This is a genomic window from Cellulomonas sp. plas2, from assembly GCF_057221735.1.
The window spans coordinates 495,851-521,287 of record NZ_CM170155.1 but is presented as its reverse complement, the minus strand read 5'-3'; the positions used below and the strand labels follow the sequence as shown (position 1 = coordinate 521,287).

General features: G+C 72.8%; 25 protein-coding genes. 11 read left to right on the top strand and 14 right to left on the bottom strand.

What is annotated here, in order from left to right; all coding sequences use genetic code 11:
- Positions 1-10: 10 nt before the first annotated feature.
- Positions 11-808 carry an exodeoxyribonuclease III gene (locus AC2TDM_RS02300; protein WP_090033222.1) on the top strand — a complete coding sequence of 266 codons (798 nt, stop codon included), beginning with the start codon at positions 11-13 and terminating at the stop codon, positions 806-808.
- A gap of 4 nt (positions 809-812) precedes the next feature.
- Here AC2TDM_RS02300 and AC2TDM_RS02295 read toward each other — a convergent pair whose 3' ends face one another.
- Positions 813-1,499 (bottom strand): TetR/AcrR family transcriptional regulator, encoded by a 687-nt coding sequence (locus AC2TDM_RS02295; RefSeq protein ID WP_090033220.1) that lies wholly within the window; start codon positions 1,497-1,499, stop codon positions 813-815.
- Between AC2TDM_RS02295 and AC2TDM_RS02290 the strand changes: the two genes are divergently transcribed.
- The 6 genes from AC2TDM_RS02290 to AC2TDM_RS02265 all read left to right on the top strand — a co-directional run bounded on the left by AC2TDM_RS02290 (position 1,498) and on the right by AC2TDM_RS02265 (position 6,903).
- A complete protein-coding gene (locus AC2TDM_RS02290; protein WP_175499506.1) occupies positions 1,498-2,679 on the top strand; it encodes an MFS transporter in 1,182 nt (393 codons plus the stop codon). The two genes, AC2TDM_RS02295 and AC2TDM_RS02290, sit on opposite strands and share 2 nt — an antisense overlap.
- A 62-nt stretch (positions 2,680-2,741) precedes the next feature.
- Entirely contained in the window at positions 2,742-3,614 is an 873-nt protein-coding gene (locus AC2TDM_RS02285; protein WP_484635706.1) for a glycoside hydrolase family 3 N-terminal domain-containing protein, read from the top strand.
- Positions 3,500-4,435: a glycoside hydrolase family 3 protein gene (locus AC2TDM_RS02280; protein ID WP_484635705.1), complete on the top strand. Its 936-nt coding sequence runs from the start codon at positions 3,500-3,502 to the stop codon at positions 4,433-4,435. The genes AC2TDM_RS02285 and AC2TDM_RS02280 overlap by 115 nt, the downstream gene beginning before the upstream one ends.
- Entirely contained in the window at positions 4,408-5,037 is a 630-nt protein-coding gene (locus AC2TDM_RS02275) for a fibronectin type III-like domain-contianing protein (protein ID WP_308439483.1), read from the top strand. The genes AC2TDM_RS02280 and AC2TDM_RS02275 overlap by 28 nt, the downstream gene beginning before the upstream one ends.
- A gap of 238 nt (positions 5,038-5,275) precedes the next feature.
- Positions 5,276-6,295 carry a DUF4190 domain-containing protein gene (locus tag AC2TDM_RS02270; protein WP_484635704.1) on the top strand — a complete coding sequence of 340 codons (1,020 nt, stop codon included), beginning with the start codon at positions 5,276-5,278 and terminating at the stop codon, positions 6,293-6,295.
- A 98-nt stretch (positions 6,296-6,393) separates the two neighbouring features.
- Positions 6,394-6,903: a DUF4190 domain-containing protein gene (locus AC2TDM_RS02265; protein WP_484635703.1), complete on the top strand. Its 510-nt coding sequence runs from the start codon at positions 6,394-6,396 to the stop codon at positions 6,901-6,903.
- A gap of 39 nt (positions 6,904-6,942) precedes the next feature.
- On the opposite strand, the gene AC2TDM_RS02260 is transcribed toward AC2TDM_RS02265, so the two are convergent.
- The 6 genes from AC2TDM_RS02260 to AC2TDM_RS02235 all read right to left on the bottom strand — a co-directional run bounded on the left by AC2TDM_RS02260 (position 6,943) and on the right by AC2TDM_RS02235 (position 13,321).
- On the bottom strand, positions 6,943-7,986 hold the full coding sequence (locus AC2TDM_RS02260) for an NAD(P)-dependent alcohol dehydrogenase (protein WP_484635702.1): 1,044 nt from the start codon (positions 7,984-7,986) through the stop codon (positions 6,943-6,945).
- 106 nt (positions 7,987-8,092) lie between these two features.
- A complete protein-coding gene (locus AC2TDM_RS02255; RefSeq protein ID WP_090033073.1) occupies positions 8,093-9,079 on the bottom strand; it encodes an acetylxylan esterase in 987 nt (328 codons plus the stop codon).
- 251 nt (positions 9,080-9,330) lie between these two features.
- Positions 9,331-10,470 (bottom strand): dienelactone hydrolase family protein, encoded by a 1,140-nt coding sequence (locus AC2TDM_RS02250; protein ID WP_484635701.1) that lies wholly within the window; start codon positions 10,468-10,470, stop codon positions 9,331-9,333.
- Positions 10,467-11,471 (bottom strand): LacI family DNA-binding transcriptional regulator, encoded by a 1,005-nt coding sequence (locus AC2TDM_RS02245; RefSeq protein ID WP_090033069.1) that lies wholly within the window; start codon positions 11,469-11,471, stop codon positions 10,467-10,469. Before AC2TDM_RS02245 ends, AC2TDM_RS02250 begins: the two co-directional genes overlap by 4 nt.
- Before the next feature lie 91 nt (positions 11,472-11,562).
- Positions 11,563-12,246, bottom strand: coding sequence for a DedA family protein (locus AC2TDM_RS02240; RefSeq protein WP_484635700.1), 684 nt, complete (start codon positions 12,244-12,246; stop codon positions 11,563-11,565).
- Positions 12,247-12,466: 220 nt separating this feature from the next.
- A complete protein-coding gene (locus AC2TDM_RS02235) occupies positions 12,467-13,321 on the bottom strand; it encodes an SDR family oxidoreductase (protein WP_484635699.1) in 855 nt (284 codons plus the stop codon).
- Between AC2TDM_RS02235 and AC2TDM_RS02230 the strand changes: the two genes are divergently transcribed.
- From AC2TDM_RS02230 to AC2TDM_RS02220, 3 genes are all read left to right on the top strand, one after another.
- On the top strand, positions 13,305-14,252 hold the full coding sequence (locus tag AC2TDM_RS02230; protein ID WP_484635698.1) for an RHS repeat-associated core domain-containing protein: 948 nt from the start codon (positions 13,305-13,307) through the stop codon (positions 14,250-14,252). The two genes, AC2TDM_RS02235 and AC2TDM_RS02230, sit on opposite strands and share 17 nt — an antisense overlap.
- Positions 14,253-14,593: 341 nt before the next feature.
- The gene (locus AC2TDM_RS02225) at positions 14,594-15,469 is read left to right on the top strand and encodes a F510_1955 family glycosylhydrolase (RefSeq protein ID WP_484635697.1); all 876 of its coding nucleotides are present in this window, start codon (positions 14,594-14,596) and stop codon (positions 15,467-15,469) included.
- A 184-nt stretch (positions 15,470-15,653) separates the two neighbouring features.
- Entirely contained in the window at positions 15,654-16,181 is a 528-nt protein-coding gene (locus tag AC2TDM_RS02220; RefSeq protein WP_239078667.1) for a flagellar basal body-associated FliL family protein, read from the top strand.
- 81 nt (positions 16,182-16,262) lie between these two features.
- On the opposite strand, the gene AC2TDM_RS02215 is transcribed toward AC2TDM_RS02220, so the two are convergent.
- From AC2TDM_RS02215 to AC2TDM_RS02200, 4 genes are all read right to left on the bottom strand, one after another.
- Positions 16,263-17,723, bottom strand: coding sequence for a gamma-glutamyltransferase (locus AC2TDM_RS02215; RefSeq protein ID WP_484635696.1), 1,461 nt, complete (start codon positions 17,721-17,723; stop codon positions 16,263-16,265).
- A 248-nt stretch (positions 17,724-17,971) separates the two neighbouring features.
- Positions 17,972-19,192 (bottom strand): DUF418 domain-containing protein, encoded by a 1,221-nt coding sequence (locus AC2TDM_RS02210; RefSeq protein ID WP_484635695.1) that lies wholly within the window; start codon positions 19,190-19,192, stop codon positions 17,972-17,974.
- Between the two features lie 61 nt (positions 19,193-19,253).
- Positions 19,254-19,694: a thioredoxin-like domain-containing protein gene (locus AC2TDM_RS02205; RefSeq protein WP_484635694.1), complete on the bottom strand. Its 441-nt coding sequence runs from the start codon at positions 19,692-19,694 to the stop codon at positions 19,254-19,256.
- Entirely contained in the window at positions 19,691-19,930 is a 240-nt protein-coding gene (locus AC2TDM_RS02200) for a hypothetical protein (protein WP_484635693.1), read from the bottom strand. The genes AC2TDM_RS02205 and AC2TDM_RS02200 overlap by 4 nt, the downstream gene beginning before the upstream one ends.
- A 384-nt stretch (positions 19,931-20,314) precedes the next feature.
- Between AC2TDM_RS02200 and AC2TDM_RS02195 the strand changes: the two genes are divergently transcribed.
- Positions 20,315-20,938, top strand: a complete 624-nt coding sequence (locus AC2TDM_RS02195; RefSeq protein WP_484635692.1) for a DUF305 domain-containing protein — start codon at positions 20,315-20,317, stop codon at positions 20,936-20,938.
- A gap of 102 nt (positions 20,939-21,040) precedes the next feature.
- Here the strand turns inward: AC2TDM_RS02195 and AC2TDM_RS02190 are convergent, their stop codons facing one another.
- From AC2TDM_RS02190 to AC2TDM_RS02180, 3 genes are all read right to left on the bottom strand, one after another.
- Entirely contained in the window at positions 21,041-22,351 is a 1,311-nt protein-coding gene (locus tag AC2TDM_RS02190; protein WP_484635691.1) for a peptidoglycan DD-metalloendopeptidase family protein, read from the bottom strand.
- Between the two features lie 110 nt (positions 22,352-22,461).
- Complete coding sequence (gene lnt / locus AC2TDM_RS02185) at positions 22,462-24,216, bottom strand: apolipoprotein N-acyltransferase (RefSeq protein WP_484635690.1); 1,755 nt, start codon at positions 24,214-24,216, stop codon at positions 22,462-22,464.
- Positions 24,213-25,199 (bottom strand): hypothetical protein, encoded by a 987-nt coding sequence (locus AC2TDM_RS02180; protein ID WP_484635689.1) that lies wholly within the window; start codon positions 25,197-25,199, stop codon positions 24,213-24,215. The genes lnt and AC2TDM_RS02180 overlap by 4 nt, the downstream gene beginning before the upstream one ends.
- Positions 25,200-25,437: the final 238 nt, after the last annotated feature.

Genomic DNA, 25,437 nt, shown 5'->3' with positions numbered 1-25,437 from the left:
GGTGCCGGGCGTGCGACTGGCGACGTGGAACATCAACTCCGTGCGCGCGCGGCTGGACCGCGCGCTCGCGCTGCTCGAGCGGCACGACCTCGACGTGCTGGCCCTGCAGGAGACGAAGTGCACGGCCGAGCAGTTCCCGGCCGCGGCGTTCGAGGAGCGCGGCTACCGGGTGGCCGCGCTGGGCACGAGCCAGTGGAACGGCGTCGCACTGGTGTCCCGCGTCGGGCTCGACGACGTGGCCGACGGCTTCCCCGGCCAGCCCGGGTGGGGCGAGCCGCCCGCGGCGGAGGCGCGCGCGCTCGGCGCGACCTGCGGCGGCCTGCGCGTCTGGAGCCTGTACGTCCCCAACGGCCGCGAGCTGACCGATCCGCACTACGCGTACAAGCTCGACTGGCTGGCTCGGCTGCGGGACGCGGCGGCGGGCTGGCTCGCGGCGGACCCGGACCTGCCGCTGGCCCTCGTCGGGGACTGGAACATCGCGCCGCTCGACGACGACGTGTGGGACCCGGAGGTCTTCGTCGGGCGCACGCACGTGTCCGGGCCGGAGCGCGCGGCCCTCGCGGCGCTGGACGCGCTGGGGCTGCAGGAGCAGACGCGGGTGCACCTGCCGGAGCCGCACACCTTCACCTACTGGGACTACCAGCACCTGCGCTTCGCGCGGCGCGAGGGCATGCGGATCGACCTCGCCTACGCCTCGCCCGCGCTGGCCGCACGCGTCACCGGCGTGCGGATCGACCGCGACGAGCGCAAGGGCAAGGGCGCCTCGGACCACGCGCCGGTGCTGCTGGAGGTGGCCGACCCGGCGTGACCCGTCAGGGCAGCGGGACGGTGAGCTCCGCACGCAGCTCGTCGCGCAGCCGCGCCACCATGTCGGTGCCCGCGCGGTCGTACAGGAACTGCACCTGCAGGCCGTCCATGAGGGCGACGAGGCGGCGCGCGGCGTCCTCCGGCTCGACGCCCGCCCGCAGGTGGCCGTCCTCGGCCGCCGCGCGGTAGGCGTCGGCGGCGAAGGCGAGCACGGTCTCGTACCGCCGGCGGAACCAGTCGTGCGCCGGGTGGTCCGGCGCCGTCGCCTCGGCGGACAGGACGCAGAACAGCTCGACGATCGCCGGCCGGTGGGTGTTGCGCTCGACGATGTCGACCATGCCGGCCAGGGCCGCCACGCCCCGGCGCCCCTCGACGAAGGCGACCGTGTCGTCCTCGTCGCGCTGCTCCAGCACGGCCAGGAGGAGCGCCTCCTTCGTGCCGAAGTGGTGCAGCAGGCCCGGGTGCGACAGCCCCGCGCGGGCGGCCACCTCGCGCAGCGACGCGCTGCGGTAGCCGACCTCCCCGTAGAGCTCGGTGGCGGCCGCGATGACGTCCCGGCGACGGGCGCGGCCCTTCGCGCCGTCGGGGGCGGTCCGACGCCGGCGGGGTGCGGGACCGGGTGCGGGGCCGGGTGCGGGACCGGCGGCCCCGTCGGCCACGGCGGCCCCGTCGTCCGTGGCGGGCAGGCTCATGCGCGTCACCCTAGCGCGGCACCGTCGTGACCTGCGGCTCCGCTACCGGTTGTCGGGCGAGGCGACCCGTGCCGCGGACCTCGCGCTCGTCACCGGCGTCGGCGCCTTCTTCGCCTTCGTCGCCAACCCGCTGGCCGGGGCGCTGTCCGACCGCACCACGTCCCGCCTCGGCATGCGGCGCCCCTGGCTGCTGTGGGGCGGCGTGCTCGGCTCGGTCGGCATCGCGGTCATCGCCTTCGCGCCGAGCATCGCGGTGGTCGTCGTGGGGTGGGCGCTCGCGCAGGCGGCCTTCAACGGCACGCAGGCCGCGCTCCAGGCGCTCCTGCCGGACCAGGTCGACGAGGCCCAGCGCGCCCGCGTCTCCGGGTGGCTCGGCATCGCCCAGAACGTGGCGCCGCTCGTCGGCATCGCGCTGGCCTTCGCGCTGACGTCCGCGGGTGCGGCCAGCACGTGGATGTTCCTGCTGCCCACCGTCATCGGGCTGGCGGGCGTCCTCTGGCTGACCGCGACCCTGCGCGACCGCGTGCTCGACCGGTCGACCGTCGGGCCCTTCCGCCTCGGCGCGTTCCTGCGGGGCTTCTGGATCAGCCCGCGGCGCCACCCGGACTTCGCCTGGGCGTTCACCGGCCGGTTCCTGCTGCTCTTCGGGTTCGCCAGCTACAACGCCTTCCAGGTCTACTACCTGCTCGAGCGCTTCGGCTTCGACACCGCCACGGCCCTGTCCTGGCAGCTGCGCCTCATGGTGGTGCAGGCCCTCCTGCTCTTCGTCGCCGCGGCCGCCGGCGGCGCCGCCTCGGACCGCACGGGCCGGCGCAAGGTGTTCGTCGTCGTGTCCACCGTCCTCGCCGCGGCCGGGCTCGTCGTCTTCGCCGTGGCGCAGGCGCCGGAGCTGCTCTACGTCGGCGCCGCGCTGTTCGGCCTCGGCCTCGGCGCGTACTTCGCCGTCGACCTGGCCCTCGTCACCGACGTCCTGCCGAACCGGGACACGGAGGCCGCCAAGAACATGGGCGTGTTCAACATCGCCAACGCCCTGCCGCAGTCCATCGCGCCCGCCGTCGCACCCGTCTTCCTGGGCATCGGTGCCGGCGCGGCGGACAACTACGCCGCGCTGTTCGTCGCCGGCGCCGTCATCGTGGCCCTCGGCGCCCTCAGCACGATGTTCATCCGCGGCGCCCGCTGAGCGCCGCGACCCCGTCCGTCCAGCCCGCACCTCGCACCCGCACGCACCACCGGAGGACCCGCATGACCACCACGACCACACCCCCCACGACCACGGGCGCCCCCCTCGACGTCCCCGACCTGCTCGCCCGGCTGACGCTCGAGGAGAAGGTGTCCCTGCTCGACGGCTCCGACTTCTGGCGCACGCTGGCCGTCGAGCGCCTGGGCATCGGGACGGTCATGGTCGCGGACGGCCCGCACGGCCTGCGCGCCCAGCACGAGAAGGGCGACCACCTCGGCGGGCTGGAGGCCGCGCCGGCCGTCGCCTTCCCGCCGGCGGCCGCCACCGCGTCGTCGTGGGACGTGGCGCTGCTCGGCCGCGTCGGGCGGGCGCTGGCGGAGGAGGCGCGCGCCCTCGGCGTGTCCGTCGTGCTCGGGCCGGGCGTCAACATGAAGCGCTCCCCGCTGTGCGGGCGGAACTTCGAGTACTTCTCGGAGGACCCGTTCCTCGCCGGGCACCTCGCCGCCGCCCTCGTCGACGGCGTGCAGGCGCACGGCGTGGGCACCTCGCTCAAGCACGTCGCCGCCAACAACCAGGAGACCGACCGGATGTCGGTCTCCGCCGAGGTCGACGAGCGCACCCTGCGCGAGATCTACCTGCCGGCGTTCGAGACCGTGGTGACACGCTCGCAGCCGTGGACCGTCATGTGCTCCTACAACCGCATCAACGGCGTCTACGCCTCGCAGGACCCCTGGCTGCTGACCACGGTGCTGCGCGACGAGTGGGGGTTCGAGGGGCTCGTCGTCTCCGACTGGGCGCCGTCTACGACCGAGACCGCGCCGTGGCCGCGGGCCTCGACCTCGAGATGCCGTCCTCCGGCGGCGTCGGTGCCGCCGCGGTGCACCGGGCCCTGGAGGCCGGGACCCTCACGGAGGCCGAGGTCGACCGCGCGGTGACCCGCGTGCTGGAGCTCGTCTCGCGCTCGCAGGCCGCGCTGGCCCCCGGCCAGACGTACGACGAGGCCGCCCACCACACCCTGGCCCGCGAGGCGGCGGCCGCCTCCGTCGTGCTGCTGAAGAACACCGACGCCACGCTGCCGCTCGACCCGGCCGCGGGCGGCGCGGTGGCCGTCGTCGGCGAGTTCGCCCGTTCCCCGCGCTTCGGCGGCGGCGGCAGCTCGCAGGTGACGCCCACGCGGCTCGACGACGCCCTCTCCGCGCTGCGCGAGCAGGTGACGGGCCGGGAGGTGCGCTTCGCGCCCGGCTTCACGCTCTCCGACGAGACCCCCGCCGACGAGGCGCGGGCCCTGCTCGACGAGGCCGTCGCCGCCGCCCGGGACGCCGCGGTCGCCGTGGTCTTCCTCGGCCTGCCCGACGCCTACGAGTCGGAGGGCTACGACCGCGACCACATGCACCTGCCGCCCCAGCAGGTCGCCGTGCTGGAGGCCGTCGCCGCGGTGGCCGAGCGCGTGGTCGTCGTCCTGACCAACGGGTCCGTCGTCGAGGTCGAGCCGTGGCAGCACCACGCGCACGCCCTCGTCGAGTCGTGGCTGCTCGGCCAGGCCGGCGGCGGGGCCGTCGCCGACGTGCTGACGGTGCGGTCAACCCGTCGGGGAAGCTGGCCGAGACCATGCCGGTCGGCCTCGTCGACAACCCCGCCCTCGGCAACTTCCCCGGCGACGGGGAGACGGTCCGCTACGGCGAGGGCCTCCTCATCGGCTACCGCTGGTACGACGCGCACGCGCTGCCGGTGGCCTACCCCTTCGGGCACGGCCTGAGCTACACGACCTTCGCGTACGCCGACCTGACGACGACGGTCGTGGTCGACGGCGCGCAGCCGCAGGTCCGGGTGTCCCTCACGGTGACCAACACCGGCGCGCGCGCCGGGGCGGAGGTCGTGCAGGTGTACGTCGCGGACGAGCAGGCCAGCGTGTTCCGGCCGGAGCAGGAGCTCAAGGGGTTCGCCAAGGTGGCCCTCGAGCCGGGCGCCTCGGCCCGGGTCGAGCTCGAGCTCGACGCGCGCGCGTTCGCCTTCTGGCACCCCGTGCTGCGTCGCTGGACCGTCGAGCCGGGGACGTTCGCCGTGCTCGTGGGCGCGTCGTCGCGGGACGTCCGGCTGCGCGGCACGGTCGAGCTGGCCGCCGAGCCCGTCGTGCTGCCCGTCGGGGCGGACTCCACCGCCGAGCAGTGGCTGGCGCACCCCGTCCTCGGGGACCGTCTGCGGACGGCCCTCGCCGGGACGGGTCACGGCGCCATGCTGGACCACCCGGAGACCGGGCAGATGATGCGCGCCATCCCGATGCGTCGGCTGGCCCGCTTCCCCGGGTCGCCGGTGACCGAGGAGTGGTTGGAGGAGGCGGCCGCCGCGGTCGCGTCCTGACGGGTCCCCCCGCCCGCGCCGACGCGCCCACCCGGGTGACGTCGGCGCGGGCCGCGGGTGAGGTCCGCACCGGTCGCTGGGCCGGTGCGACGACGCCCGCTACGTTCGCGGTGTGGAGCAGGACGAAAGCGTCGGACGCGACAATCCCTTCGCCCCGCCGCCCGAGGGCGGGGCGGGCACGGGATCGGGCACGGGCGGTGGGCCGCAGCCGGTCGGTGCGGCCTCCGGAGGCGCGCCCGTGCCGCCGCCGCCGAGCGGCTACGAGGCCACCCCCGGGGGCGGGCCCGGGTACGCGGGCGGCCCTAGCTACGCCGGCGGCCCGACCTACGCCAGCGGCCCGACCTACGCCGGCGGCCCGACGTACGGCGGCGGACCCGGCTACGCCGCCGGGTCCCCGTACCCCGGCCAGCCGTCCGGTCCCGCGTACGGCGCTCCCGCCGCCGGCGGCCCGGCGCACGGCGGCCCGACCTACGGCGCCCCCGCGTACGGCGCCCCCGCCTCCGGGGGATCGACCTTCGGGGCCCCGCCGCCCTACGCCGCGCAGCCCTGGGCATCCCCGCCACCGGTGGACGGGTTGGCCATCGGGTCGCTCGTCACGAGCCTCGTCGGGCTGGTGACGTTCGGCCTCACGTCGGTCGTCGGCGTCGTGCTCGGGTTCGTCGCCCTCGGGCGGACGCGGCGGCGCGGCACCCGCGGGCGCGGCTTGGCGGTCGCCGGCATCGTCTCGGGCTTCGTGGTGCTGCTGCTCGTCGCCGCCGGCATCGTGGCCGCGGTCGTGTTCGCCGCCCGGACCTCCGGCCCGGCGCAGGACGACGGCTTCACCGGCGCACCCTGGGACGGCGCGGCGGCCGAGGACTCGCTGCCCGACTACACCCTGCGGACGGACCTGCAGCCCGGCGCGTGCCTCCACGGCGACTTCGTCGAGTGGGACCTCGGCGACGTGCGCACGGTGGACTGCGCCATCTCCCACGACGCGGAGGTGGTCAGCCTCATGCCCATGGAGGCCCCGGTGGCACTCTCGCTGGAGGACTACGACCCGGTCTACGAGGACCTGCTGACCGCCTGCGAGGACGAGATCGACGGAGCAGCGCCCGGCGTCCAGGGCCACCGGGCCTGGGCGGAGGTGTACTTCCCGCACCCCGACGAGTGGGAGTCCGGCGGTCGGCAGGCCTACTGCCTGCTGCTCGCCGAGGGCATGGACCTGCAGGGCTCGGCCGTGGCCGGCGACCTCGGCACCCTGCCCGGGAGCACCACCTGAGCGGCGCGCCCGCCTGGCCGGAGACCTACCGCGCACCCGGCTGGGAGCCCGAGCGGCCGCGGCGCGAGCCCCTGGCCGTCGCCGCGGCGGTGGCCGCCGTGCTGCTGCTCGGGCCCGTCGCCGTCGCGGTGGGCGCGCTGGCGCTCCGACGGGTGCGGGACCGTGGCATCCGCGGCCGACGGCTGGCGGTGACGGCCCTCGTCGTCGGGGCGGTCGAGACCCTGCTGGCCGTGGTCGCCGTCGTCGTGCTGGCCGTGACGCTGGCCGGGCTGCGCGACCTCCCGACCGCCCTGGACGGACCGCGGGACGCCCATCCCGCGCAGGTCGTCCCGGGGCACTGCCTGGCCGGGCTCGCGCCCGACGGGGCCGTGCGCCGCGTGCGGCTCGTTCCCTGCGACGAGCCGCACGCGGCGGAGGCCGTCTCGACCTACGCGTTCGCCCCCGGGGCCGCCTGGCCGGGGCAGGCCGAGGCGGCCCGCGCCGTGGCCGCGTCCTGCCGGCTCGGCGACGCCGACCGCGCGGCGGGACGCACCGCGGTGGCCTGGGCGCCGACGAGGGCCGCCTGGCTGCTGGGCCACCGCACGGGCCTGTGCCTGCTCACGGGCTGACCTGCCGCGGCCCTCGTCGGGAGCTGTCGCGCGGGCGGGTCAGGCCAGCGTCGGCACGTCGATGACGAACCGGTAGCGCACGTCGGACCGCAGGACGCGCTCGTACGCCTCGTTCACGGCGTCGGCCCCGATCACCTCGACGTCGGCGGCCAGGCCGTGCTCGGCGCAGAAGTCGAGCATCTCCTGCGTCTCCCGGATGCCACCGATGCTCGACCCGGCCAGCGAGCGCCGGTTGCCGAACAGCGTGAAGACGTGCACGGGCAGCGCCTCGGGCGGGGCGCCGACGTTCACCATCGTGCCGTCCAGCGTGAGCAGGGACAGGTAGGCGTCGAGGTCGACGACGGCGCTCGCCGTGTTGACGATGAGGTCGAAGCGGTTCTCGAGCACCTCGAACGTCGACGGGTCACCGGTCGCGAAGTAGTGGTCGGCGCCGAGGCGGAGCCCGTCGTCCTTCTTCGACAGCGTCTGCGACAGCACGGTCACCTCGGCACCCATGGCGTGCGCGATCTTGACGGCCATGTGGCCCAGGCCGCCCAGCCCGACCACCGCGACCTTCTTGCCGGGCCCGGCCCCCCAGTGCGCGAGCGGCGAGTAGGTGGTGATGCCCGCGCAGAGCAGGGGCGCGGCACCCTCGTACGGGATCGCCTCGGGGACGCGCAGGACGAAGTCCTCGTCGACGACCACGTGCGTGGAGTAGCCGCCCTGGGTGACGGTCCCGTCGCGGTCGGTCGCGGCGTAGGTGCCCGTGTTGCCGTTCAGGCAGTACTGCTCCTCGCCGGCGCGGCAGCTGTCGCACTCGCGGCAGGAGTTCACCATGCAGCCGACGCCGACCCGGTCGCCGACGGCGTGACGCGTCACCTCGGCCCCGACCTCGGCGACGACGCCGACGATCTCGTGGCCGACCACCAGCGGGTAGGGCACCGGGCCCCACTCGCCGCGCACGGTGTGGATGTCGGAGTGGCAGATCCCCGCGTAGCGGATCTCGATGAGGACGTCCTTCGGGCCGACGTCGCGACGCTCGATGGTCGTCGGGGCGAGCGGCTCGGTCGCGGACGGGGCCGCGATGGCGTTGACGGTACGCACAGCTCTCCTGGGTGCAGGACGGGTGGGGGCGGGCGGCCGCACGGCGGACGCCCGCTCCCACCGTAAGCCGGGCCGGGGCGGCGTGCGGTGCGGCGGGTGGGACCCCTCAGACGGCGGTGGGCCGCAGCCGCTCGGCCAGCCAGGCGTACTTGCGCACCTGGTGGTGCTCGTCGCCGCCCTCGTGCTGGTTGAAGGGGTAGACGGCGATGCGCTTGTCCTGCCCGCCCCAGCGGTTGAAGGCGGCGAAGACGGTCGACGGCGGGCACGTGGCGTCCATCAGCGCCACGGAGAACAGCGTCGGTGCGGTCGCGCGCGCGGCGAGGACGGCGCCGTCCACGTGCGCGAGCGTCCGCATGACGGCCTCCTCGGCCTCGTGGTACCGGGCCAGGAACCGCACGACCTCGTGGTAGGGGTCGTTGTCGGTGAGCGTCAGGGCCCGCGGGAAGTGGCAGAGGAACGGCACGTCGACGAGCGCGGCGGCGACCTGCGGGTGCAGCGCGGCGGCGGCGATGGCGATGCCGCCGCCCTGGCTCCCGCCGGCCACGGCGACGCGTGCCGGGTCGACGAGCGGTGCCGCCATCGCGGCGTCCACGGCCCGCACGGCGTCGGCGAACACGCGCCGGTAGAAGTACGTCTCCGGCGACTCGATGCCGCGCGTCATCGACCCGGGGACGGCGCCCGCGGTCGTCGTCGGCACGTCGTCGGGGGTGTCCCCGGCCCGCCAGCCCCAGCCCTGCCCGCGGGTGTCCATGACGAGGTGGGCGTAGCCGGCCAGCGCGTAGCTCATGTGCTGGTGCGGCAGCCCGCGCCCGCCGCTGTAGCCGAGGAACTCCACGACGGCCGGCAGCGGCCCCGCGGCGCCTGCCGGCACGTGCAACCAGGCCTTGACCCGGGTGCCGCCGAAGCCGCTGTAGGTGACGTCGTACGTCGTCACCAGCGCGAGGTGGTTCTCCACCTCGGTGAGCTGCAGGTCGAGCGGGAACTCCCGGGTCTCGGCCAGGGTCCGCTCCCAGAAGGCGTCGAGCCCGTCGGGCTCGTCGATCCGGGGCCGGTACTGCTCGAGCTCCGCCAGCGGGAGGTCGAAGTGCGCCACGCGTGTCCTCTCCTATCGGGGCCGTCGCTCGCGGGGCGTCGACCGGTCCGCGCACAGCCTGCACCGCCCGGCGCCCGCGCGGGGGCTCCCGGGCGGCGTGTCACCCCCCGGGGTGAGAGCTGGTCGTCCGTGCCCGCGGTCGCCGACGGCAGGGCGAGCTCGCGGAACAGCCGCCGCTCGCGCGACGGGCACGCCGTCCACGACCAGGGCCTCCACCGCAGGGGCGTCCACGCCCACGCCGGCGTCACCGCTCATGCCGGCGTCCCCGCGCCGAGCGCCCCGGCCAGGAAGGCGAACGCCTCGTCCTGCATCGGTGCGTCGAAGACGTGCGGGCGGTCCCACCACGCGCCGGTGTAGCGGCCGGTCCCGGCCCATGCGGCGGCGAGGCGCTCGTCGGCGGCGCGCTGCCCATCGAGCGGGAACAGCGCGTCCTGCCGCCCGTACTGCACCAGCAGGGAGCGGCCCGGGAGCGGCGGCAGCAGGTCCGGCCACTCGAAGAGGCCCCACAGCCCCGGGCTCATGAGCAGCCAGGAGTGGGTGTCGAGGTAGCGCGGCACCAGCGACGCGAAGGTCGCCATCATCCCGGTGACCACGTGCGCGCGGACGCGCTCGTCGAGGGCCGCGAGCAGCACCGAGCGGCCGCCGCCGCCGGAGAACCCGAACGCCCCCAGGCGCCCGGCGTCGACGCCCGGCAGCGCGGCCAGGACGTCCAGGGCGACGAGGTCGTCGCGCGCGACCATCCCGGCGAGGCTCGTGCCCAACACCCCTGCGGCCTTCGCGACGGTGTCCTCGTGCAGCCCGGACACCGCGTCGTAGCGCTGGTCGTCGTCGGGGTCGTGGCCCTCCGCCGCCCACCGCGCCTCGAGCGCCGCGACCCCGCCGGCGAGCCGCGCGCTGCGCTCGGTGAGCGGGAACCGGCGGCTGCCCCAGCAGAACGCGTCGGGCGCGAGGACGGCGCACCCCGCCCGCGCCAGCGCGTGCGCCGGCCCGCGCCCGCCGTAGAGGTCTCGCTGCAGCCTGACCGCGCCGGCCGGGGCGTCGTCCCCGAGCTCGACGAGCTGCGCGCCGCCCACGGACTTCACGCCGCCGTGGCAGTGCAACGCGAGGACACCCGGGCGGGCGGCGTCGTCGTCGGGACGCACGAGCCAGCCGTGGGTGCGCGGGCCGACGCCGGTGGACCACACCAGCTCCGCCAGGCGCAGGCCGTCCGGCGTGGTGCGTGTCGCCAGGACCTCGACCGCGGGCGGCCCGGCCGGCAGGGCGCGGACGCCGAGGACCGCCGCGAGCGCGTCCTGCCGGGCGTCGCCGGTCGTGCGGGGCGGCGTCGAGCGGGCCCAGCCCGGCCAGTCCTCGTAGCCGGCGAGCGGGTCGGGCGGCAGCGCGACGCTCACCGCGGGGCCGGTCCGGTGCTGCTGCGCACGGTCACGGCCGGCGTGAGCAGGACGTCCTCGTCGGGGTCCTGCCCGGCGAGGAGCGCCGCGAGCCGGGCCCACGCCAGCGCCCCCAGCTCGACGTTCGCCACGGACGCCGTCGTCAGGCTCGGCGTCGTCCACCGGGCCAGCGGGATGTCGTCGAAGCCGGTCACCGACACCTGCTCGGGCACGTCGACGCCGGCCTCCTGCAGCGCGCCGAGCAGGCCCATGGCGACGAGGTCGTTGAAGGCCATGACGGCGGTGGCGCCCGACTCGCGGACGGCGGCCGCGGCGGCGTAGCCGTCCTCGAAGCTCACGCCCCCAGTTCGGACGACGACCTCCACCTCCGGGTGAGCGGTGCGGACGGCGTCGATGCCGTCGAGGCGCAGCCGGTTGTTCGTGCTCGACGCCGGGCCCGCCAGGTAGAGCAGCCGCCGGTGCCCGAGGCCGAGGAGGTGCTCGCCGAGGTCCACCATCCCGGCGCGGTAGTCGGCCGTGGCGGTGGGCACGCCGGTGCCCGGGCGTCGGTGCGTGAGGACCAGCGGCGCGAGCGAGGGGACGAGCGCCGCGAGCTGTTCGTCGGGCATGCGCGGGGCGCACAGGACGAGCGCGTCGGTGTGCCGCCGCGCCTCGCGCGCCAGCTCGACCTCCGCCGTCACGTCCTCGGCGGAGTCGGCGATGAGCACGCGGTGGCGCTGCTGGGCCGCGGCCCGCGTGATGCCCCGCAGCGTCTCCTGGAACGTGGGGTTGGCCATGTCGGGGACGACGACGGAGACGGTCTGGGTGCGGCCGAGGACGAGGCTGCGCGCGATGGGGCTGGCGACGTAGCCCAGCTCCGCCGCCGCGGCGTGCACCCGCTCGACGAGGGCGGCGGCCACCGTCGTGTTGCCGTTCATCACGCGCGAGACCGTGGCGGGCGAGACCCCGGCCGCGGCGGCCACGTCGGTGATCTGCGGCCGGCCGGACGTCCTCGGGCGCATCCCGCTCCCCTCTCGAGGCGGCGCGGGGGCTCCGGCGCCAGGCCTCATCCTGGCTGGGGAAGCGTTTCCTGGCAAACCTCGGTGGAGCGTGTCAGGCGTGCGCGCGGTCCCGGCCCGCCTCGGCGCGCTGGCGCCGGGACCGGCGGACGCGGGTCCAGACGAACTTCCCGACGAAGAACACGATCGCCGCGTAGACGGCGTAGTTGATGTAGTCGCTGTAGTGCCCGACGTCCTGCCACTGGCTGCCCAGCGCGTACCCGGCGACGATGAGCCCGGCGTTCCAGACCGTCGAGCCCAGCGCCGTGAGCAGCGTGAACGCCAGCCACCCCATCCGCTCGAGCCCCGCCGGCAGCGACACGAGGCTGCGCACCACGGGCACGCACCGCCCGACGAGCACCGCCCACACGCCCCAGTGCCGGAACCACGCCTCGGACCGCTCGAGGTCCTCCACGTCGACGAGCGGCATCCGGTCGATCCACCGCCGCAGCCGGGCGACGCCCACCCCGCGGCCCATTCCGTAGAGCAGCCAGGCGCCGGCCAGCGACCCGAGCGTGGCCCCGACGATCGCCCACGCCAGCGACATCTGCCCGGTGCTGGCGACGTACCCCGCGACAGGCAGGACCACCTCGGACGGGATGGGCGGGAAGGCGTTCTCGAGGGCGACGAGCAGCCCGACGCCCACGGGCCCGATCGACTCGATGACCGAGACCACCCACCCGGTGAGCCCGGTGAGCTCCGCCCCGCCGGAGGCGGCGGCCGTGGCGAGCACGCTCATACGATGGGCCCTCCGACCCTGGGATGGACACGGGGATGGACATGAGGATGGACACGGGGATGGATCGTCGTCGCCGCCGATGCTGCCATCGCGTCCTGGCCTCCGCTCCTCGGGCCGCCCTGCGCCCCGGCGGCGCCGGGACCCGGGCGGCGCCGTCGTCGTCCGGAGCGTGGAACGGGTGCGGGCGGACGGAGGTTCCCGTCCGTCCGCACCCGTCGCGTCACACCCAGCTGCGCAGCGTCTCCGCCAGCGGCGTCGTCGGGCGGCCGATGAGCGTCGCGAGGTCCGTCGTCGCGTCGGCGAGGTCGCCGCGGGCGATGCCCTCGTCGAGGGCGACGACGAAGCCGGCGGTGCCCTCGTCGAGCCCGGCGCCCGTCAGCGCCGCGCGGTGCTCGTCGGGCGTCACCGCGCGGTGCACCACCGGCCGCCCGAGGACGTCGGCGGCCGTCGCGGCGAACTCGTCGAACGTCCAGGCGGTGTCGCCCGACAGCTCGTAGACACGGCCCTCGTGACCCTCGCCGACGGCCACCGCCGCGGCGCCGGCGGCGTAGTCGGCGCGCGTGGCGGAGGCGACGCGGCCCTGGCTCGTGCTGGTGACGACCTCACCGGTGTCGCGCGCCTGCGCGAAGGTGCCCTCGTAGTTCTCGGTGTACCAGTTGTTCCGCACGACGGTCCACACCAGGCCGGAGGCGCGGACGAGCTCCTCGGTGGCCTTGTGCTCGGGCGCCAGGACGAGCGCGGTGGTGTCGGCGTGCGGCGCGCTCGTGTAGACGACCCGGCGGACGCCGGCGTCGCGGGCGGCCTCGAGGGCGTTGCGGTGCTGGTCCACGCGCTGCCCGACCTCGCTGCCGGAGACGAGGACGAGCACGTCGGCGCCGGAGAAGGCGTCCTTGAGCGCGGCACCGTCGGCGTAGTCGGCGACGACCGTGCGCACGCCCTGGGCCGCCAGGTCGGCGAGGGCGTCGGCGCGACGGCCGGTCGCGGTGATCTCCCCGGCCGGGACCCCGCGGGCCAGCAGCTCCGCGACGACCAGGCGGCCCAGGTGGCCGGTGGCCCCGGTGACGACGTACGACATGCGTCCTCCTCGTGCTCGGCGGCGGGCACGTCGCCCGCCGCGGACACCTGCGCCAACGGCGACCACCGGGCTACCCTTCCCGGGCAGCGGTACCCACTTCTGGGTCGGGTACCTACCCGGAGGTGAGCATGCAGGTCAGCGCGGCGGGGATCGACCTACCGGAGTAAAGACCGCCGCGCCAGTCGCCGCCTACGATCCCTTCGGTCAAATCATCCACCCCACCAACTACGAGATCGTCACCAACATTGCCAACGACGCCGGGCCCGACACCACGCCGGGCACCGGCGACAACTCCTGGGTCGGCCAACACCAGAAGGTCACCGATACCACCGGCACCATCTACGCCATCGAAATGGGCGCACGCGTCTATCTCGCAACGCTGGGACGCTTCCTCTCGGTCGACCCCATCGAGGGCGGAGGAGCAAATGCATACTCATATCCGTCAGATCCGATCAACGCGTTCGATTTGGATGGGCGGAGCTGGAAATCCACTCTTAGTGGAGTCGCTACCGCCGCATCGATAGTAGGAGTAGCTGCGTGCATCGTGGCTTCGGCCGGCGCCTGCCTAGCATTGGGACTAGTGGCCGCAGGCATGAGTGCGGCCAGCAGTTACTCGAAGTTCCGCGCTGGTGACATAACCAAGACGCAACTAGGTCGCTCTATAGCGATAGACGCCGTTCTCGGCGCCATACCTGGTACCCGGACCTTGAAATTAATTGGGCGGCACCGTGAAGCCCTGTCCGCAACCGGGCGCCTGTGGAATCGGGCGTCGCGCTCCACCGCGCGCCACCGCGCAAAATTCTCGTTCAAGCCGATGCTGCGGTACGCCAATCGCTCCTTCGAGGGCAACTGGCAATTGCGTCCAGCACGAACCGCTGGTGCAGTTGGTGCCCAGATCGGCCTCCTCGGACAATCTCTATACGGAGACTAGCCATGAGCCTTTTTGCGATCTTTATCGCCGTCGCCGTCGCATACTTTGTATCTCTTTTAGTAGACATAGCGGCAGGGTCGACAATGCGAGGTGCGGTCATCGTGATGACTCCGTTCGAGGGTGCTGTGAGAGGTTCACTCGAAGGATCACGCGGTGACCGCGTCGTCGTCTCCGACGACCACCGGCCCCAGCGCTACACCACTATCCGGGACTCAACTTCAGCGCGCTCGTGCTGCGTCTGTGCGTCCGACCGACTTGAGTGTCGATGAAGGTCTGATGAAGACCTGCCGCTGCGCCACCTCCGGGCTCAGGCGGGGCGCTGAGCGGCCGAGAATTCCGATGTGATTGCCGCGTTCTCGTCCTGGCGCCGGTCCGTCCTCGGCTTGGGGATCGCCGGTGCTCTGATCGTGCTCGTGGGCTGCTCGGGGCCGATTGCGCGACCGGCGACCGGCGCTGCGCCTTCAGAGACGGCCCAGTCGGGTGAGCTCGGCGCTCACGTTCACGGAGCGGGCTTCAACCCTGCTGACTCAACCCTGTACGTCGCCACTCACGACGGTCTGCTGCGCTACACCGAGGATGGGGCGTCGAGGGTGGGACCGGCGATGGATTTCATGGGGTTCGTCGTCGCCGGGCCGGACCACTTCTACGCCTCCGGCCATCCAGGGCCTAGCCAGGACCTACCGGACCCGGTGGGCCTGCTGGAGTCCACGGATGGTGGACGGACGTGGACACCTCTGGCTCGCACTGGAGCCAGTGACTTCCACGCGCTGGCGGTCACCAGCACGGGCATCCATGGCTACGACGGAGCGGACCTGCTCAGCAGCTTGGACGGCGGAACGACGTGGACGTCGACAAAGCCGCCTGTGCCGGTCTTCGCGATGGCAGGCGCGATCAACGGCCAAGTTCTGCTCGCCACGAGCTCGCAAGGGCTTGCGCGCGCGGCGGATACCGGGCTCAGTTGGCAGCAGGACCCCGACGCCCCGTTGCTCCAGCTGGTGCACTTCACCACTGCGCAGCTTGTCGTGGGAGTTGGGCCGGACGGGGTGATCTATCTCAGCCGCGATGCCGGCAGCAGCTGGGCTGAAGCCGGCGAGGCGGCCCCGGCACCAGAAGCTCTGGCCTCTTGGCTCATGCCGGACGGTCAGGTGCAGGTCGTCGTCGTCGCGGACGGGCGGGTGCTGCTGTCGGCGGACTCGGGGCTGACCTTCACCTCGTAGTCGACGGAGGCGCGCGTGTCGCCTCCCGTTTCTCCTCTAGTTGCGTTCTGGCGCGATGTTGCATCGACGTTGGCAGGCCTGGCAAGTGACGTGGCGGACCAATGCCTTTCGGCGGAGGCGCTGTGACGCCGAGAACCGAGAGACCGCCATCAATGTTCGCGTCGTTTATGAAAGAGGTCAGTTGATGTCGGACCAGCGCATCATGGGAAATCCGAGCAAGGCCAAGATCGGTCAGCGATCGAGTCCTGAGCCGGCCGAGGCGGCCACGCCCGTCAGCAAGGCGAAGGGCAAGGGGCGCCGGCCGCTGGTGCTGGTACTGGTGGCGGTGCTGGTCCTGGGCGCGGGGGCGGCGTACTGGTTCGTGCTGGGCCCTGGCTCTTCTCAGACGGCCGCCACCCAGGTGACCGAGGAGGTCGAGTCAGAAGTCGAGCTGGGGATCGTTCAGGCCGTGGATCCGATCAGCATCAATCTCGCAGACGGTCACTACTTGCGGTTGGGCCTGGGGCTCCAGCTGTCCGCCGAGGTGGCGGAGGACCTCGATCCCGCGAAGGCGTTGGACAGGACCATCGGCCTGTTCTCGATGCGGAGCCTGGCGGAGGCGGGCTCGGCCGAGGGACGCGAGGCGCTCAAGGCCGAGTTGGCCACGCAGCTGAAGGAGGCGTACGAGGGCGAAGTGGTGGACGTGTACTTCACCACCTACGTCACCCAGTAGCGCCCTCCCGCGCGCCGGACCGTGAATGGGCCTCTCCGAAGTGGTCGCACAACCGGGTCCGTCGGCGGGGCGGGCTCGCGCCTACCCGGCCGGTTGCCGTGGCGCCTCGACTGCGGTCTCCACTCCCGCCGACCGGCGGTCGTCCGCGACTCCAGAGACCGTGCGCTCGTCCCAGTTCACCTGGAGGGCTTGGATCGAGCCCCAGTCCGCGCGCGCATCGGAGGGATGCACTCGTACGGGATAGCCGAGGGCCGTCATCTCGGTACGGAGCCGTTCTGATTCCAGCCGCAGGACGCCGTCCGCGAGGATGAATCGGTCGGTGCGCACCGCGTCGTCCAGGCTCACGCGCTGCAACGCCCACAACATGATCACCTGTGCGGTGGTGTTGGGGATCTGGCGACCCCCAGGGGTGCCGATCACGAGCGCCGGACGGCCACGGTCATCGAGCAGCATGGACGGGCTGCTCCAGGTGACCGACCGTCGTCCCGGCAGCGGTGGGTTGTTCGCTCCCTGGGCACCGATGTCCTGGAAACGCTCGAGTTGGTCGTTCAGGAAGAACCCGGCCACGTACTGACCAGAGCCCCAGTAGTTGGTGATCGTGTTCGTCATGGAGACAGCCATGCCGTTGGCATCCACGACCGAGATGTGAGTCGTGTTCGGCGCCCCGTCGTAGGACTGCCCGGTCTCCTGGAACACCGCGGGCGGCAGATCCCGGGCTAGAGCAGCATTGGCAGCAGGATCGGTGAGGGCCTCGGTGGGGACCTGCACGAAGGCGGGGTCGCCGAACTGGCTCTGCACGGAGCGCTCCGCGACCTGCCACGCGCGCGACTGCAGGTCGACGAATTCGGCAGATCCCGCGGGAACCCTCCCGATGCCGGCGGCCTCCGCGATCTGCACCATCTGGATGATGGCCGCCCCTGGAAGGGCAGGGGATGCCGAGATCATCGTGTAGTCGCCGACTCGCCCGCGTGGCGGCTCAGAGGCTTGCACGGTGTAGGCGGCCAGGCTGGACGCATCGACGCCCTCGACCCCCACCACGGTCTGCGCCAGTTCTCCGGTGTAGAAGCTCCGAGGACCTTGCTCTGCCAGAGCGGCCATCGTCGTGGCCAGCTCTTGCTGCACGAGAAGGTCGCCCTCCTGCAGCGGTGCCCCGTCGGCGTTGCGGAACTGCGGGAGAGCACCGGTGACGCGCTGACCCAAGGAGCTGTTGATCGTGCGCGCCAGGTACCTCGAGACCGGCGCGCCCGTACGTGCCAGATCGATCGCCGGCTGCAGGAGAGCGGCCCACGGCAGCGTGGCGTACTCACGGTGCAGCTCCTCCAGACCGGCGACGAACCCAGGGATGCCGGTCCCGCTCGGCGGCACCACGCCTGCAGCGTTGACCACCTCGCGGTAGTCGTAGCTCCGTGCTTGCCCGTCGGCGACGACCAGCGCGGCCCCGCCACCGCCGATCCCCGACGACGCCGGTTGCATGACCGAATCTGCGAAGGCGGTTGCGATCGCTGCATCGACGGCGTTGCCACCGGCCTCCAGGATCTGCATGCCGGCACGTGTGGCCAAGGGATGGCCGGAGTTGACCCCGAAGGCGCCCAAGGACGTCGACGGCGTCGGCGTCGGCGCTGGGGGAGAGCTGGCGGTGCCCGCCGAAGGTGCTCGCGGTGAGCTGGCCGTCGGCGCCGGGTCGTCCGTGCATCCAGTGAGGACCATGGTCAGGCCGACGGCGACGGCTACAGCCTTGCTGGCCCACCGACGCGGGGTCGCCGACCAAACAGGGGAGACCGAGGTGCTGTTCACGGGTGCTGGTCCTTGATCTGTGCTTCGCGGTGGGGGACAGGAGCAGCCGGGACCCTCGTCCTCGCGGCGCCGGTGAGGAAGGACGCCCGCAGCACCCACTCCAACGGCCCGATGCTCACTCTCGCGCGCCACAGGACTGCCACGACGAGGCAGCCGGTGACGAGTGCAGCGCTCAGGAGCGCACCGGTGGCGATGGTGATGTCTTCGGACGGACGCAGCATCGCCAGGACCAGCACGTGCAGCACGTAGAGGGTCAGGGCCATCTGCCCTGCCATGACCAGCGGGCGCGCCCAGCGTCCTAGCAGAGGCCACCAGCGCAGCAGCACTGCGACGGTGAACAGCGCACCGCCGATGCTGCCGATGAGCCACAGGGGCATCTGACCGTGGGCCGTACCGGTCAGCAGCCGCCAGTACCCCTGGTCGGCTCGTTCGCCGAGCAGAGCGCGGCTCAGCTGGCTGGCTCCTTGGGCGAGCACCGCCAGCGCACCGCCCCACGCGATCAGGCGACGGACCGTCGTGGCCCGGGTGTGGTCGAGGTGCCCAGCCCACATGCCGACCAGGAACGGCACAGCCCAGGTCACCAGCGGGTAGCGGCCCGACAGCACGAGCGCGTGCGCGATCTCCGGCCACGGGTCACCCAGCCGGGCCGGGGGGCCCAGATGCTGCCCGACGTCGTCGAGGCCATGACTGATGAACAGGACCGGGCCGACGACGGCGAGCACGGCAGCGGCGCCCAGCAAGACCGGCGGGGGCAGGAACTGCAGCACCAGCACGGAGATGAACAGGACCCCGTACACGGGCAGGATCACCCCGACGTCCTCGGTGGTGCGCTGCAGCAGCAACCCTCCGATCAGCAGGACGGCTGCGCGCCAGATCAATGCTCGCCAGCGGCTCTTGGGGGTGCGGCGCGCGCGCACGAAGAACGCCATACCGATCCCGGCGATGACGACGAAGAGCACGGAAGCCCGCCCGTAGGGCAGCAGGTACAACCGTTGCCAGAGGCCCTCCACGGACAAGGGCCCGACGTTGACGACGACCATCCCGACGAGGGCCAGACCTCGCGCGGCATCGATGGCGAGCAGTCGTCCGGGGGAGGCCGGTGCCGGCGCGGCTTCAGCAGCATCTGACGTCGGGGATGAGCGCGGTGATCCCGGCGCCTCCACCGTCGGCGACTGGTCGTCGCGGGGTGTGTGGTCCCGCGGTCGCGACGGACGCATCAGGGACCTCCTCTGACAGGAACGGAGGAAGGAGGGCAAGCAATCGCCGACACGCCGCCCGTCACTCGCTGACGCCTCCGCTGCACGCGGCGCGCCGCTCGGGGCTCTGCGGACCCTGCAAGTAGCGCGTCAGAAAGGGCTCCACGCGAGGATCCGCACTTGAGGGCAGCTGGAGCTGTACTCCCCATGCGGAGAGCACCACCGGCGCCGCCAGGTCTGCGACCGGTGAGAGCAGTACGTAGGGGTGCGCGTCGGCGACGTCCGCCAGGTCCTCGAGCTGCCCTTCCGGTAGCGAGGGGTTGTAGGCGATCCATACCGCGCCGTGCTCCAAGGAGTGCACGGCGTTCTCCGTGCGGACCGGCGTGTCGTAGATCCCGCAGGACTGCCAGGCCGGGTCGTGGTCGCCCCCAGTGGGGGGGAGGGTGCCGGCCGAGGGGGTCGCGACGCTCTCGAGGTCGTAGTCCACCGAAGCAGAGGTGTGCGCGGTGTCCGCGATCTTCATACCTGCTCGCCTGCGATCGGCGATCCGGCGGCCGCCTCCACGGCGGCCTTCTGGCGGAACGCGATCACCAGGACGACGGCGGTGGGCACGAGCAGCCCGACGATGCCCAACGCCAGGATCTGCACCAGGACCCGGCCGCGGCGCTGCTGTTCGCGGCGCTGCTGCGCCTGCGCCTCGGCCAGGCGGGCAGCCCGCAGCGCCGCTCGTTGGAGTCTCTTGCTCTGTGACGCGCTCACGCCGCCCCTTCCGCTCCCACCCGTGCGCCTGAGGGGGCGCGGGGCACACCAGCCTTCCGGTGCTGAGCAGGACCACCTGCCCCTGACGGTCCTCCTGGGCGCGTCTTCATGAAAAATTCATGGCCAGCAGGACTTCTGAGCCACGTTCCTTCCCCGCCGCCGTGTTGGTATGGACGGGCGCCACACCGGCGCTCACCGCGAGCGGAGTGTCCTGTCGGGCGCGGCACGACAGGCGTGGGGTGCGCTGGGAGCGGTGTCGACGGCTCGGTGCGTGCCCACGGGCGCGCATGACCCGGACACGAGGACCACCTCCCACCGCACCGCCCAGCACGGCAAGCGGCGCAACAGGACCCGCCGCGCAACTGACCGCACGAAGGAGACGACATGCAGACCCGAATGCGCCGGGCGATGGCCGGCACCACCGCTGCCGCCCTGGCCCTGACGCTGGCAGCCTGTTCCAGCTCGGAGCAGGGCAGCGGGAGCACGACGTCCGCCTCAGCTCCCGCCAGCAGCCAGTCGGCGGTGGCCGACGTGCACAACGAGGCCGACACCGGCTTCGCGCAGATGATGATCGAGCACCACAACGGCGCGCTGGAGATGGCGAACCTGGCCGTGGAGAAGGGCAGCACCAGCGAGATCCAGGAGCTGGGGCAGCGGATCGCCGACGCCCAGGGCCCCGAGATCGACCTCATGACCGGCTGGCTGGAGGCCTGGGGCGAGGAGACCTCCGCCGACATGTCGATGGAGGGCATGGACCACAGCGGCATGGAGATGGACGGCATGAGCATGGACGAGGCGATGACGGAGCTGGAGTCGCTGTCCGGCGCTGAGTTCGACCGTCGCTTCCTGGAGCTCATGATCGCGCACCACACGGGCGCGATCGACATGGCGCAGCAGGAGATCGAGGACGGTAGCGACCCCGCAGCCATCCAGCTCGCTCAGGACATCGTCGAGGCGCAGACCGCCGAGATCGACGAGATGCAGCAGATGCTGGATGCAATGGCCTGAGCCTCTCAGGCTGTCGCCCTCGGGCGGTGTTCTCGAGCCCTGACCGGCCCGGGAACACCGCCCTTCTCTCATCGTGCTCGCGGGCCTCACCGGCTCGGGCTGTCACATTCCCAGCAGCGGTCGGGGGTTGACGGTCGTGCCGTCGCGGTAGACCTCGAAGTGCAGGTGGCAGGCGCCCGACAGCCCCGTGTTGCCGGAGTAGCCGACGAGCTGACCCTGGCGCACCTGCTGCCCGCCACCGACGACCCAGCTGGTCAAATGGTTATAGCTCGTGGCCAGCAGCCTTCCCTCCACCAGGCCGTGGTCGAGCATCACCTGGTTCCCGAAGCCGTTGCGCCATTGCGCCCAGCGCACCAGACCGTCCCGAGCCGCGTAGATCGGGGTGCCGCAGTACGCGCGCAGATCGATACCAGCATGCAGCCGCATGATCTTCAGGATCGGGTGCAGCCGGTTGCCGTACTCACTGGTGACGTACATGGGCGTCGTGGCCGTCGGATTGCCGAACATCGCGCCAGCACCGGCCCCCGCGAGCGGAGCTGCGGGCGCATCGGCCGGCGGAGCTGCTGGCGCGGGTGCCGGCATGGGTGCCGGCGCTGCCTGTGGGGGTCCGGCCGCCGCCGCGGCGGCCTCTGCTGCCGCGGCGGCGGCAGCGGCGTTGCGCTGCTGCTCGGCGATCGCTTCGAGCTCGCGTGCGATGGCATCCCGCTCGGCCTGGATCTGCGCTTCCTCCGACTCTGCCTGCGTCACCTTCGAGGCCAACGCAGCCTCCTGCTCAGTCTGCGAGGCAAGCAGCTCGTCCAGCCCGTCGCGTTGCAGCACTGCCTCCTGACGGGCTGCAACTGCCTCTCGGGCGCGTTGGTCAGCCTCTGCCTTCAGCTGGGCGACCCGCTCCTGCACGCTCTCGAGCCGGAGCCGGGCGGATCGCCCCGCGCTCGCCTGCTCCTGCAGGCGGGCGAAGACCCGGGACTGGGCGCGTTGCGCCGCGGACAGCAGGGCCGTGTCGCGCGCCTGGCCGCTCAGCCGCGCGGGTTGCATCACGGCCGCGAGCTCGCTGGCCGTGGCCTCCCCGCGGTAGGCCCGTCGAGCCAGCTCGGCCAAGGAGGTGCGCGCCTGTTCGGCCGCTTCCTGTCCGACGCGCACCTTCTCGCTGATGACGGCCTGCTCGTCGCGGGCATCCTGCAGCTGTCGCCCGACCATGTCGGCTTCCCGCACCGCCAGGTCCTCGGCCTGGCGAGAGCGCTGCAGGGCAGCTTCAGCGGCAGGTACCTGCGCGCGCGTGTTCTCCAGCTCGAGCACGACCTGAGCCAGGTCGGCGCTGAGGTCCTCGATCGATTCGCGCACCTGGGCCTGCCGTTGCTCGGCCGCCTGGTCCTGCTCGCGCAGACCGTCGGGGTCCTCGCCCACGGCCTGCACAGGCAGGACGGGAACGAGCACACCTGCGGCAAGCACGACCGCTATCAGCGCTGGCCGCAGACGTCGAGACCGAACGGCGAGGATGAGAGGAGCAGCAGGATCGCGCATGATCAGCGGGCAAGCCCTTCCGTTGGGGCACTGTGCACGGCGCCGGCACCTTCGGCGCGCGCACGGGTGGACCAGGTGCACCCTCGCAGCGGGCGGCGCTGTCGGCGCGTGGGACCGCCGGTCAGCACACCGACCACCAGCAGAGCGACAGCTGCACCGACGGCGGTGCGACCGGGTAGCGCCCCGAGGCGGTCCGCCAGGGTGAGCCCCGTGCGCAGGGGGACCTGCATGACGGTGCGATCGCTGGTGAACAGCCCGCTGCTCCACAGCAGGTCGCCCTCAGGGGAGATCACCGCGCTGTGCCCCACGGTGGAGACCTGCACGAGAGCACGTCCGTGCTGAGCGGCTTGGAAGCGCCCCATGGCCAGCTGCTGCGAGGCTTCCTGGGTGTACCCGAACGAGGCGTTGTTGGTCGGGATGACGATCAACTCTCCGCCGTCGCGCACCGCACCTCGCAGCGGCTCGTCGAAGGCGACCTCGAAGCAGATGCCCACGGCCAGCGGCACCGCTCGTGCGAGGCGGGGCACGGGCACCTCGAGCGTGGGGGTGCCTTCGCCGGGCAGCATGTCCACGGTGACCTGGTCCACTGCGGCTGTCAGCCGCCGGATCCACGCGCGGGCCGGGATGTACTCCCCGAACGGCACGGGGCGCTGCTTGGCATAGACCTGTGGCGAAGCCCCTTCCTGGGCGGACCACAGCACGTACTCGTTGTAACGGCCGTCTGGGACGTAACGCTGGGTGCCCACTGCGATCGGCGCCTGGACGGCCAGAGCCGCTGCTTGCACGCGCCGTGCCGCCGCAGCATCGCGGCGAGGGTCGATGTCGGTGGAGCTCTCGGGCCAGAGGACGAGGTCCAGCTCGGCCGCCGAGCTCTCCTCGGCGAGGGCTCGTGTTCCTTGCACGTGGTTCTCGAGCACCTGGCGGGCACGTCGCTCCCCGCTCAGCTCAGGGCCCGGGACGTTGCCCTGCACGACGCCGACCAGCATGGTGCCGGCGTTGACGAGCGTGGGGTGCGGCGTGAGCGCGGCAGCGGCGGACAGGGCGAGGACCGCGACCAGGCTGCGGGTGGCGGCAGGTAGAGCACGGTGGCGCAACGACCAGCCGCACAGGTAGAGGTAGCCCCCCAGCACGACGACCATTGCGCTCACCAGTGCCGAGCCGCCCCACGGGGCGAGCCGTAGCAGAGGGCTCTCGCTCTGCGAGTAGGCCAGGAGAGCCCAGGGAAAGCCGCCCAGCGGCCACTGTGCGCGCAGCTGTTCGACAGCCACCCACAGCACCGCTGCAACCCAGGGCTGTGCGCCCGGGTGCGTCAGCACGGGGCGAAGTCGCGCCACCACGACCCAGGACACGGCGAACACCGCCCACGAGGACGCCTGCGCGAGGGCGAGCACGATCCAGCCCAGGACCGAGCCCGAGGCCACGACCGCCCACCACAGATGCGGCAGGAAGAACACCGACCCCGCCAGGAGTGCGGTCGATGCTGCCCACGTCGGTCGGCAGCCGTGCACCGCAGCCAGCAGCAGAGCCACGCCGATGCTGGCCAGCGGCCACCACGACCGTCCTGGGAAGGCGGCGCCGATCGCCAGGCCTGCCGCGCCCGCCACCGTTGCCCGGAACAGCACGGCGCGTGCACCAGCTCGCGGCGCATGCTGCCGTGGTCCTCGTCGCGCGCCCCCGCGGCGCTGCAGCAGGGCGCCGAGGGTCAGCCGTGGGGCCGCTGCCCGCGGGGCGTCTTCGAGGTCGGTCGCCGTGGTCATCCTGGCCGGCGCTCGAAGACGTAGACGGCCGGGTCGAGCTCGGGCGGAAGCACCAGACGGCTCAGCGTCGGTTCCTCACGCATCTCGAACGCATGCTGCGCCAGGTAGCCCGCGAAGTCTCCGGACCCGAACCGATGACGGGTCCCGATGACGATGTACGTCTGCACGCTCTCGGTCCCGAACACGTAGCGTTCGAAGCCGTTGTCCGCCGGCGGCCAGGAGCACAGGACCACGGCGGGGCTGTAGCGGGTGAGCGCCGCCTGTGCATCGAGGCGTTCGACGTCCTCGGGGAAGTTGATGGTGCGTGACCAGCTGTGGTCGTCCGTGGCGTGCACCGGCACTCCAGCAGCCCGCAAGAACCGGGACAAGGTCCCGTCGCCCGCGGCGATCTCGACACATGTGCGCCCATCGATCAACCCGACCAGGCGACGGATCAGTGCGCTGCTGTAGAAGCAGTAGATCCCCTGAGGGGTCACCAGCGGCATCAGGTACCGCCGCTGAGGGAGCAGCGGCCACACGAGCCGGAACCACGGCAACGACACCGGCTTGCGTTCCAGTCCACGCCGGAATAGCAACCGCTGGGCCACCCACCCGTTCACGAGATTGAACCGGACCGTGCCCTGGCTCACCCCGGTGGCCCTCGACAGGGACACCTGCCGCAGGGCGGCTGCCAGCATCCGTCGCCGCACCTCCGCCGAGACCTCCGCAGAAGCGTCGCTTCGTCCCGGGCCACGGGTGCCTGCAGCGGCCCGGGCGACGCTCTGGACGTAGGCGGCGATGGCCTCGTCGTCCTCCCGAGACACCAACTCCCGCAGCTTGGCGCGGACGCTCGCCCACTCCGCGGGAAAGCGTTCCTGCAGCTCCTCCAGGTCGGGATCGGACTCCAACCACGCCTTCACCTGCTGAGGTCCGCGGGGCACTTCAAGGCGGCGTGCGCGCAGCCGAGCAGGGCCGTCATGCCCGGGCCGGGGCTTGGCGCTCACGAGTCCACCTGCTCTCAACGGGCACGGCGGAAGCCGTCGTGCCGGTGCGGTACCTCAGCATCGGCGGCCGCGAGCGGATCGAGGAGTTGACGCACCCTTCTTGATCCAACCTTCATCGTCCTGGCGTGGTGGGCGCCTCGAAGCGCTCAGCAGAGGCCGGGAGCCGCATCCGCCTCGCGCGCGTCGCCAGGAGCGCTCCTATGACACATCCGCGCTGCCAGCAGCTCGACCGGGACCG